The following is a 9,701-nucleotide window of genomic DNA, read 5'->3' as shown; positions in this document are numbered from 1 at the left end:
TGTTGTTTATTCCCAGCAAGCGGATAATGCCATGATTGAATCGGACCGATTGATATCGGCCAAGGCCGGAGAATATGAGGAAGTGCATGATCGGGCCATCCGTCCGACGTTGCTTTCCGAGTATGTGGGCCAGCCTACGGTACGCGAACAGATGGAGATTTTTATCTCCGCTGCCCGGGGCCGCCAGGAAGCGCTGGATCATGTGCTGATTTTCGGCCCTCCCGGGCTTGGTAAAACCACTCTGGCCAACATCATTGCCAATGAGATGGGTGTCTCGATCAAGACGACGTCCGGCCCAGTACTGGAAAAGGCCGGAGACCTGGCTGCCATGCTCACCAACCTCGAGGAAGGTGACGTCCTGTTTATCGACGAGATCCATCGCCTGAGTGCGGCGGTGGAGGAAGTGCTCTATCCGGCCATGGAAGACTATCAGCTGGATATCATGATTGGTGAAGGGCCAGCTGCACGGTCTATCAAGCTGGATCTGCCGCCGTTTACGCTGGTGGGGGCAACCACACGTGCTGGTCTGCTGACGTCGCCGCTGCGAGACCGGTTCGGCATTGTCCAGCGCCTGGAGTTCTACAATCACCAGGACCTCACCCATATCATTACCCGTTCGGCCCGGCTGTCGTCGGTGGAAATCGACGAGGCAGGGGCGTTCGAGATTGCCCGCCGGTCCCGGGGGACCCCGAGGATTGCCAACAGGCTGCTGCGCCGGGTCAGGGATTTTGCGGAAGTGCGATCCAACGGCCATATCACTGCGGAAATCGCCGACCAGGCGCTGAACATGCTGAAAGTGGACAGCCAGGGCTTTGACCACATGGACCGTCGCCTGTTACTGGCCATGATCGAGAAATTTGATGGTGGCCCGGTGGGTGTGGAGAGTCTGGCGGCCGCAATCAGTGAGGAGCGGGGTACCATTGAGGACGTACTGGAGCCATTCCTGATTCAGCAGGGATACATGGTGCGTACACCGAGAGGGCGTATGGTAACGTCGAATGCCTACCAGCATTTCGGAGTAGTGCCGCCCAGATCCGGTCGGGAGGACGACCTTTTTGAGTGATCCCTCTGCCAGCTTTGAACTGCCGGTTCGGGTCTACATAGAAGATACGGATGCCGGTGGCATTGTTTTTCATGCCAAATACCTGCACTACATGGAGCGTGCCAGAACGGAGTGGGTCCGTAGCCAGGGCGTTGGGCTTCGTGCGGGGCTGGAGCACAACATCAGTTACGTGGTGCAAAAGATGAATCTGCACTTCCGGATGCCCGCGAAGCTGGATGATCAGTTGCTGGTTACGGCTGAGCTGAAAGCGGCATCCCGGGTCTGGATGGGCTTTCGGCAATGCGTGTATCGGGCGGATGATCGGCAGTTACTGTGTGATGCAGACGTCCGTGTGGCCTGTGTTGCACTGGATACCGGCAAACCCCGGCGTCTTCCGGAAAATATGCAGGAAATTCTTAAGAATTTCGTATAATTTGTTGAAAGATTTACAAAACTACTTGGGAGTGAACAGTGGAAACGGAACTGTCAGTCTGGCATCTGATTGCGAATGCAGGGATATTGGTGCAGTTGGTCATGCTGTTGCTGATGCTGGCATCGGTCGTCTCCTGGGCTCTGATTTTCCAGCGCCTGCAGGTCTTCCGGAAAGCCCGTCAGGCTCAGCTGGAATTTGAGGACCGGTTCTGGTCCGGCATGGATCTGGGCCAGCTCTACAAAGAAGTGAGTGCGGTGCCAACGCCGTTTTCCGGTATGGAGTCTGTGTTCCGGGCAGGGTTCAAAGAGTTCTCCCGCCTTCGTCAGCAGAGCAGGGATGCCGACGCCGTGATGGAAGGTACCCAAAGAGCCATGCGCGTGGCTTTTTCCCGGGAGCAGGAGCGCCTGGAAACCCATCTGCCGTTCCTGGCCACGGTCGGTTCCACCAGCCCCTACGTTGGCCTGTTCGGTACCGTGTGGGGCATCATGAACTCCTTCCGCGGTCTGGCGCAGGTGCAGCAAGCCACGCTGGCCACGGTGGCGCCGGGTATCTCTGAAGCGTTGATTGCCACCGCCATGGGCCTGTTCGCGGCCATCCCTGCGGTCATTGCCTATAACCGGTTCTCGGCCATGTCCGACGCCTTGCTGAAGAACTATGAAACCTTTGCGGAAGAGTTTTCCAGCATTCTGCATCGCCGGGTCCACAACAGCGATCAGGCCGCAGCATGAGTTGCCATCTGGCGGTAACAGGAGTGTAGCGAGATGAAAGGTATGGGAATGATGCCTCAGCAACGGCGCAAGCCGATGTCTGAGATCAACGTAGTCCCCTACATCGATGTGATGCTGGTGCTTCTTGTGATCTTCATGGTGACGGCACCGATGCTTACCCAGGGCGTAAAGGTGGATCTGCCGGAGACAACCTCCGATCCGATTCAGCAGGACAAAGACGTGGAATCCATCACCGTGTCTGTGGATAGTAATGGGGCCTACTACCTGGAAGTGGGTGACGACGCCAGCGAGCCGATGGCGCTGGACGAGGTGCGCAACCAGGTGGCAAAGATTCTGTCCCAACGGAGCAACGGTGAAGTGCTCGTCCGGGGCGATGAGTACGTGGACTACGGTGTGGTGGTGCGCCTGATGGCTGAGCTTCAGGCTGCCGGGGCCACCGGGATTGGCCTGATTACCGACGCGCCCAATGATAATCAGTAATTGGATGATGGTGACATTTTGAAGGGCCACAAGCGGGACATCGTCAGTACCGGAAAAGCACCTCTGAAATCGCCGGTGGCGGTCTCGGTAGGGCTGCACCTGCTGGTGTTCGGTATTGCTCTGGCCGGGTGGTCGTGGAATACGCCACCAGAACCGGAGCCCAGAAGTATTTCGGCCCGGCTGATCAGTCCTGAACCAAGGCCGACACCGGTGGTGGAAGAGCAGGACGAGGCGGATAAAGAGCAGGAGCGCAAGCAGGCACAGGCGCGCGAGCAGGAAGAAGCTGAACGCCAGCGCCAGGCTGAAGAAAAAGCCCGGCAGGAGGCGGAACGGAAGGCTCAGGAAGAAGCTCGCAGGCGCGAAGAAGAGCGTCGTCAGCAAGAGGCGCAGGCAAAGGAGCTGGCAGAGAAGCAAGCCAGAGAGCGTGAAGCGGCGCGCCAGAAAGCGGAAGCCGAAGCCAAAGAGCGGGAACGGCAGAAAGCTGAGGAAGAGCGCAAGCGGCAAGAAGAAGCTAAACGCCGGGCCGAGGAAGAAAAGCGCCGTCAGGAAGAGCAGCGAAAGAAAGAAGAGGCTGAACGCCAGCGCCGCGAAGAGGAAGCTCGCAAAGAGGCGGAGCGGAAACGTCTTGAGGCTGAGAGGCGCCTGCGTGAACAGCAGCTGGAAGCGCTGGCGGATCAGGCCAGGCAAGAGCGTGAAGCGGAAGCCCGCCGCCAGCAGGAAGCCGCGGCAGCACGTGCCAGAGAAGCACAGATGCTGAGCGAGAGTGAGAAATACCAGGCGTTGATTCGCGAGCGGTTAAGCCAGGCGTGGTATCCGCCGTCCTCAGCGACTGAAAACATGACGGCGAGGTTGCAGATCACACTGTTGCCCACCGGTGAACTGGCCAGTGTGAAATTGGTCGGTAGCAGTGGCAACACTGCGTTTGATAACTCGGCCCTGAGTGCGGTCCGATCATTGAACCGCTATCCCATTCCGGATAATCGTGACACGTTTGAGCGTTATTTCCGCCAGTTCACGATTGAATTCAACCCGCAAAGACTGCGGTGAGGTTGATAATGTTTATGAAAAGCAGATCCCGTTGCTCTGGTAGCTTTCTGAAGACACCGGTTATTGCCTGCCTGGTGCTGTTTTTAACGGCATCTCTGAGTGCCCGGGCGGAACTGTTGATCCGTATTACCGAAGGTGCGGGGTCGGCCATTCCGATTGCCGTTGTACCGTTCGCAGAAAGTGGCAGTATGCCCGCCGGGGACAAGGTGGGCAGTATCGTGCAGGCAGATCTGACCATGAGTGGTGAGTTTCGTCCGCTAGAACCATCAAAAATGCTGAGCCTTCCCTCTGAGCGCTCCGAGGTGTATTTCCGGGACTGGCGCATGCTGGGGCAGCGCTATGTGCTGGTTGGGCAGCTGACCCGCAATGGTGATCGGATTCAGGCCCGCTACGAGTTGTTTGATGTTAACCAGGAGAAGCGGATTCTTGGTGAAACGGCGGCAGTTCCTGCCTCTAACCTGCGATCGCTGGGTCACCACATCAGTGACCGGGTGTATGAGGCTATTACCGGAGCTCCCGGTGTATTCTCCACCAAGCTGGCTTACATCACCGTGTCTGGTGAGGGCGAGCAGACCCGTTACCGGCTTCAGGTCAGCGATGTGGATGGTAAGCGCTCCAAAGTCCGGTTGGAAAGCCGGGAGCCGATTCTGTCACCGGCCTGGTCGCCGGATGGAAAGAAACTGGCCTATGTTTCCTTTGAGACGGGCAAACCGGTTATTTTTGTCCACGAACTGGCTACCGGTGAGCGCCAGAAGGTCGCAGACTTCCCGGGGCTGAACTCGGCACCGGCCTGGTCGGCCGATGGCCGCTCCCTGTTGATGACGCTTTCCCGTGACGGTAACGCCGAGATTTACCGAATGGACCTTGCCAGCCGCAATCTGACGCGTTTGACCGACCATTGGGCGATTGATACCGAAGCCGCATGGGACCATGCCGACCGGGGTATCTACTTTACCTCTGATCGCTCCGGTGGGCCGCAGCTCTATCACATGGAACGCCCGGGGGCTGAGCCGCGTCGAATTACCTTTGGCAGTCGCTACAACGCAAGGCCGCGACCGAGCCCCACGGGTGACTATGTCTATTACGTTCATCAGCGCGACAGTGCCTTCCATATTGCCAGAACGAACCTGGAGACCGGCGAAGAGACGGTTATTACCCGCACCGGCTCCGATGAATCACCCAGTGTGGCTCCCAATGGCAGGTTGCTGATCTACGCAACCCGTCAGAACGGGGAAGGCGTACTGACCGTGGTATCCGCAGACGGAGGTGCGGCGTATAGCCTGCCGGCCTCCGAGGGCGAAGTGCGGGAGCCGGCCTGGGGGCCGGTTACCCGCTGAAAATGTACTGAACTGAATTAATTCAACGAAGACCTGAAAAGAGGAAATAACGTGATGAAGATGTCTTTCTCTACAAAAGCGTTTGCCATGCTCCTGTCCGCCGGCCTGGTTGCTGGTTGTAGCTCCACCGGTGAGAACATGGAAGAGGGTGCTTACGGTTCTGACGTGGCCGCGATTGATCAGGATGGCGGTTCTACCGTTTACGGTGGTGCGGATGGCTCCGGCGTTTCCGCCTCCGAGCTGACCGATGACGAGCGCCGGGCCGCTCAGGAGCAAGCCGAGCAGGAAGCCCTGCGTGACATCACCACCTTCTACTTCGATTTCGATACGTCCGAAATCAAGCCGGACGCCCGTGACGTGCTGGTTGCCCACGCTCGCTACCTGGCGGACAACCCGCGTCAGCAGGTACGCCTGGAAGGTCATGCGGATGAGCGTGGCACCAAGGAATACAACCTGGCTCTGGGTGAGCGCCGCGCGAACGCCGTACAGCGCTTCCTGATCGTAAACGGCGCTTCCCGTGGCCAGATTGAAACCGTAAGCTATGGTGAAGAAAAGCCGGCCGTGCGTGGTTCCACTGAAAGTGCCTGGGCACAGAACCGTCGCGTAGAGCTGGTATTCCAGTAAAACCGACCTAGACGGACGTATCCATGAGAAAACAGCTCATGGCGGCCGTGCTGATCCCGCTGGGCCTTGGCCTGGCGGGAGTCGCCCATGCACAGTCGTCCACACCCGCATTCCAGAACAACAGCTCCGAGGCCCAGCGTAAGGCTGGCAACAACCAGGCCACGGCAGAGCTGTTCTACATGATTCAGCAACTGCAGCGCGAAGTCCGAGACCTGCGTGGCCAGGTTGAAGAACAGCAGCACCAGATTGGTCGCCTGCAACAGCAGGGCAGGGACCGCTATGTGGATCTGGATCAGCGGATACTGGAGCTGTCCAAGGCCGTCGAGTCCGGGGCCAGTGCTGCACAGCAGCCGGCTGCAGCGGGAGCTTCAGCAGACAGTGGAAGACTGAAGCCGACCCGGGTGTATCGCTCGCCGGAACCGGAAGAGCAGAAAACCTATAACGACATTATCGACCTTATCCGCAACAAGAAAGACTACGACACGGCGATAACCCGCCTGTACGAGTTTGTGGATACCTATCCCGAGGGCGACCTCACCGTTAATGCCTATTACTGGCTTGGTGAAGTCTATCTGGCGAAACCCCAGCTGGAGCAGGCCCGTCAGGCTTTTACCATCGTTGCGACGCGCTATAGTGATCATCGCAAGGCGCCGGACGCTGTGTACAAGCTGGGGGTGACCCTGGATCGCCTGGGCGAAAAAGACGAGGCGCGGCGTCGGATGACCTCCGTTGTCGAGCAGTACCCCGATTCAGGGGCGGCAGAGTTGGCGAAGAAGTATCTTGATTCCGCCCAGGGTTGATCGGTATCTGGTCAACTTGCACGGATCTTGATCGGTCATTGAAAAAAGTTGGTCGACCATGAAAAAAAGGGGTTGATCACCAAAAAAATATCAGTAATATGTGCGCCTCGTTTGGGTCGTTAGCTCAGTTGGTAGAGCAGTTGGCTTTTAACCAATTGGTCGAAGGTTCGAATCCTTCACGACCCACCAAATTCAGAGTGCGAGGTTTTGGCCGCGCGTTCGCTGGATGAAAAGCCAGCACAGCCAGTTAGGGGTCGTTAGCTCAGTTGGTAGAGCAGTTGGCTTTTAACCAATTGGTCGAAGGTTCGAATCCTTCACGACCCACCAACAAGGCAAGCCGTCACCACGGGGTTTGCGGAAAAAAGAGCCGAAAGGCTCTTTTTTTTTGCCCGCACGAACCCACCTATACCCACAGGACGGACGCTATCCTGCAGCCTGGCATACCCACATTGCAGGATCATGAAACCAAAGGCAGAAGTGATATACTCTGGCCGTTAACGTCAATCAGAGAATAAGTGATGACTAAAGCGCAAGACCGCATTCTGGTTCAGGAACATCTCGCCCATCAGGCGGAGCCCAAGCCCCTGAGCGCCTCAGAGAAGGCTGATCTCGAGGCCAGGATCAAGGTGGCTCTGAAGGAGAAGGATGCCGTTCTGGTAGCGCATTATTACACCGACCCGGACATCCAGCGGCTAGCAGAGGAGACCGGTGGTTGTGTGGCGGATTCCCTGGAAATGGCGCGCTTCGGTAACCAGCACCCGGCCTCCACCGTTGTCGTTGCCGGCGTTCGTTTCATGGGAGAGACGGCAAAGATTCTGAACCCGGAGAAAAAGGTTCTGATGCCGACTTTGGAGGCAACTTGCTCGCTTGATGTTGGTTGCCCGGCAGACGAGTTCTCCGAGTTCTGTGATCAGCACCCGGATCGCACCGTCGTGGTTTATGCCAATACTTCGGCCGCGGTGAAAGCCCGGGCGGATTGGGTGGTCACCTCCAGTTGCGCCCAGGCCATTGTTGAGCATCTGGACGCCAAAGGTGAAAAAATCCTGTGGGCGCCAGACAAACACCTGGGCGGCTATGTACAGAAAACCACAGGCGCAGACGTTCTGCTGTGGGACGGCTCCTGCATCGTGCACGAGGAATTCAAGTACCGTGGCCTGGAAGACCTCAAGGCTCTGTACCCGGATGCAGCAATCCTGGTGCACCCGGAGTCACCCGATGCGGTGGTGCAGATGGCGGATGTGGTCGGTTCCACCTCGCAACTGATTCACGCGGTGCAAACGCTTCCGAACGAAGAGTTTATCGTTGCAACCGACAACGGCATTTTCTACAAGATGCAACAGCTGGCGCCGAACAAAACGTTGATTGAGGCGCCCACCGCCGGCAACGGCGCAACCTGCCGAAGCTGTGCCCATTGTCCCTGGATGGCCATGAACGGCCTGGAGAACCTGCTGCACGTGCTTGAACATGGCGACCAGGAAGTGCATGTGGACGATGCGCTGCGAGAAGACGCGCTGCGCCCGCTGCGCCGGATGCTGGACTTTACCGCCAACATGAACCTCAAGGCTGCCGGCAACGCCTGAAGGCTTCGGGGTTATTCCTAACCGGCTTCGCGCGCCTGAAGCCGGTTAGTCAGCTCACCAAGGCGCTCACTCACCACCTGGCGTTCGGCGGAGCCGGCTGGCAGTTTCTCTTGGGCCTGGCGCAATTGCCGCTGTGCTGATTTCAGATCGCCCATCAGTACATCGTATTCCGCTCTCGCCCGGTGTACGCCGACAATATTCCGCGCCATACCTTCGGCTTCGGCCAGTCTCAGCCACAGTTGCTCCTGGCTGGGCAGGCGGCGAGTCAGCTCCCTCAGGTAGTCGGCAGCGGCGGCGCCGTTACCATCGGCAATCTCGATGGCCGCCAGTGTGGATGTTATTGGATAGTTGCCGGGATTGCGCGCCAGGGCCTCCTGCATAAGCGCTCTGGCGTCGGCATACCGTTTCTGGCTGAGCAGAACTTCCGCCAGTGATACCTGGAACGTGATGCGCCCGGGGTTGGCTTTCAATAATTCCCGCATTAGCTGCTCCGCCTTCTCATAGCGCCGGCTTTCCTGATAAGCCACCGCCAGGCCGTAGCGAATGGCATCGTTGCGCTGGGCGTCTTCCCGGGCCAGGTAAGCCTCGAACGTTTCTATCGCCGTTTCCGGGGATTCGCTGTAATGCACCTGCAGGCGGCTGCGAACCAGGTGATATTCCTGTCCGTCCTGCACCCGGGTATCAGGGTATTGTTCGGCCCGGTTGCGGGTGTCGGCAACCCGGTTCTGGGTCAGCGGGTGAGTGGAAAGGTATTCCGGCAGGCGATTTCCCTGCAGGCGGTTCTGTCTCATCATGATTTCGAACATCTCGGGCATACCTCTCGGGTCCATGCCGGCACTGGCCAGGATGTCCATGCCAACCCGGTCGGCTTCCTGTTCGTGGGAGCGGCTGTAGGCCAGCATGTTCTGCACAGCCATGGCCTGGGTGCCGGCGATGGCGGCAATGCCAATGTCTGACTGGGTAACCGCAGAAAGCACGATACCGGCGATCATGCCGGCCAGGGTTAACGGAGCGCTGGTTTCCTGTTGCTGCATTCGGCGAGCAAAATGGCGCTGGCTGAGGTGGGCCAGTTCGTGGGCCAGGACCGAGGCAAACTGTTGTTCGGTGGCGGCGTTCAGAAACAGGCCCCCATTTACGCCTACTACGCCGCCGGGCACGGCGAAAGCGTTGATGGCCGGGCTGTCAATCAGCACCAGTTTAAGGTCGCGATTATCCAGCGGTGCGGACGGCACCAGACGATAAATGATCGCGCTCAGGTAGTCGTAGACCAGTGGGTCCTGAAGTTGCGGGGCTGAACGGCGAATGGAGGCCATAACCTGTTGGCCAATATCAGCTTCCATCTGTCCGGAGATCAGGCCGCCGCTACCGCCGATGCTTGGCAGGTCTGACGACTGCGCGCGTGTGGCCGGGCTGGTGACCGCCATGCTGAGCGCCAGAAAAACGATCAGGGCCCAGGGGGAGCGGTGTTGGCCTTCGTTCTGGTACTTCATATGTCTGAGGATGCCTCGAATTCGTGTTGCCCGTTTGACAAGGCGGCAGCCGGCAAGTTCTCCGGAGTATTACCAACTCTTGTGATGCAATAGAGTAACACCAGCGGCATAATGCCTGCCTGATTACTGTATGAAACGTA

Annotated in this window: 10 protein-coding genes and 2 tRNA genes; 11 read left to right on the top strand and 1 reads right to left on the bottom strand. The window is 58.2% G+C overall.

Going from position 1 to position 9,701, the window contains the following annotated elements:
• Positions 1 to 31: 31 nt before the first annotated feature.
• The 11 genes from ruvB to nadA all read left to right on the top strand — a co-directional run bounded on the left by ruvB (position 32) and on the right by nadA (position 8,071).
• On the top strand, positions 32 to 1,063 hold the full coding sequence (ruvB, locus tag C7436_RS03415; protein WP_121206721.1) for a Holliday junction branch migration DNA helicase RuvB: 1,032 nt from the start codon (positions 32 to 34) through the stop codon (positions 1,061 to 1,063).
• Positions 1,056 to 1,475, top strand: a complete 420-nt coding sequence (gene ybgC, locus C7436_RS03410; protein WP_011785186.1) for a tol-pal system-associated acyl-CoA thioesterase — start codon at positions 1,056 to 1,058, stop codon at positions 1,473 to 1,475. The genes ruvB and ybgC overlap by 8 nt, the downstream gene beginning before the upstream one ends.
• A gap of 38 nt (positions 1,476 to 1,513) precedes the next feature.
• Entirely contained in the window at positions 1,514 to 2,203 is a 690-nt protein-coding gene (tolQ, locus tag C7436_RS03405; RefSeq protein ID WP_121206720.1) for a protein TolQ, read from the top strand.
• A gap of 33 nt (positions 2,204 to 2,236) precedes the next feature.
• On the top strand, positions 2,237 to 2,683 hold the full coding sequence (gene tolR, locus C7436_RS03400; RefSeq protein WP_011785184.1) for a protein TolR: 447 nt from the start codon (positions 2,237 to 2,239) through the stop codon (positions 2,681 to 2,683).
• Between the two features lie 18 nt (positions 2,684 to 2,701).
• Positions 2,702 to 3,730 carry a cell envelope integrity protein TolA gene (gene tolA / locus C7436_RS03395; protein WP_221277582.1) on the top strand — a complete coding sequence of 343 codons (1,029 nt, stop codon included), beginning with the start codon at positions 2,702 to 2,704 and terminating at the stop codon, positions 3,728 to 3,730.
• A 14-nt stretch (positions 3,731 to 3,744) separates the two neighbouring features.
• Positions 3,745 to 5,067, top strand: a complete 1,323-nt coding sequence (tolB, locus tag C7436_RS03390; RefSeq protein ID WP_228198049.1) for a Tol-Pal system beta propeller repeat protein TolB — start codon at positions 3,745 to 3,747, stop codon at positions 5,065 to 5,067.
• A gap of 54 nt (positions 5,068 to 5,121) precedes the next feature.
• Positions 5,122 to 5,691 carry a peptidoglycan-associated lipoprotein Pal gene (pal, locus tag C7436_RS03385; protein ID WP_011785181.1) on the top strand — a complete coding sequence of 190 codons (570 nt, stop codon included), beginning with the start codon at positions 5,122 to 5,124 and terminating at the stop codon, positions 5,689 to 5,691.
• A gap of 23 nt (positions 5,692 to 5,714) precedes the next feature.
• Positions 5,715 to 6,491 carry a tol-pal system protein YbgF gene (gene ybgF, locus C7436_RS03380; protein ID WP_022991086.1) on the top strand — a complete coding sequence of 259 codons (777 nt, stop codon included), beginning with the start codon at positions 5,715 to 5,717 and terminating at the stop codon, positions 6,489 to 6,491.
• A 113-nt stretch (positions 6,492 to 6,604) separates the two neighbouring features.
• Positions 6,605 to 6,680: transfer RNA gene (locus tag C7436_RS03375), tRNA-Lys, on the top strand.
• 62 nt (positions 6,681 to 6,742) lie between these two features.
• Positions 6,743 to 6,818: transfer RNA gene (locus C7436_RS03370), tRNA-Lys, on the top strand.
• A 191-nt stretch (positions 6,819 to 7,009) separates the two neighbouring features.
• Positions 7,010 to 8,071, top strand: coding sequence for a quinolinate synthase NadA (gene nadA, locus C7436_RS03365; protein ID WP_121206718.1), 1,062 nt, complete (start codon positions 7,010 to 7,012; stop codon positions 8,069 to 8,071).
• A 17-nt stretch (positions 8,072 to 8,088) separates the two neighbouring features.
• Here the strand turns inward: nadA and C7436_RS03360 are convergent, their stop codons facing one another.
• The gene (locus C7436_RS03360; RefSeq protein ID WP_011785178.1) at positions 8,089 to 9,561 is read right to left on the bottom strand and encodes a M48 family metalloprotease; all 1,473 of its coding nucleotides are present in this window, start codon (positions 9,559 to 9,561) and stop codon (positions 8,089 to 8,091) included.
• Positions 9,562 to 9,701 lie beyond the last annotated feature (140 nt).

It is taken from the genome of Marinobacter nauticus (assembly GCF_003634635.1).
Taxonomy (GTDB): Bacteria; Pseudomonadota; Gammaproteobacteria; order Pseudomonadales; family Oleiphilaceae; genus Marinobacter; species Marinobacter nauticus.
This window is presented reverse-complemented; position numbering and strand designations above follow the sequence as displayed.

Bases quoted from the DNA above. Each gene is read 5' to 3' on its own strand.
- ruvB (WP_121206721.1), top strand. From the start codon at position 32: ATGATTGAATCGGACCGATTGATATCGGCCAAGGCCGGAGAATATGAG.
- tolR (WP_011785184.1), top strand. From the start codon at position 2,237: ATGAAAGGTATGGGAATGATGCCTCAGCAACGGCGCAAGCCGATGTCT.
- tolB (WP_228198049.1), top strand. From the start codon at position 3,745: ATGAAAAGCAGATCCCGTTGCTCTGGTAGCTTTCTGAAGACACCGGTT.
- pal (WP_011785181.1), top strand. From the start codon at position 5,122: ATGAAGATGTCTTTCTCTACAAAAGCGTTTGCCATGCTCCTGTCCGCC.
- ybgF (WP_022991086.1), top strand. From the start codon at position 5,715: ATGAGAAAACAGCTCATGGCGGCCGTGCTGATCCCGCTGGGCCTTGGC.
- nadA (WP_121206718.1), top strand. From the start codon at position 7,010: ATGACTAAAGCGCAAGACCGCATTCTGGTTCAGGAACATCTCGCCCAT.
- C7436_RS03360 (WP_011785178.1), bottom strand. From the start codon at position 9,561: ATGAAGTACCAGAACGAAGGCCAACACCGCTCCCCCTGGGCCCTGATC.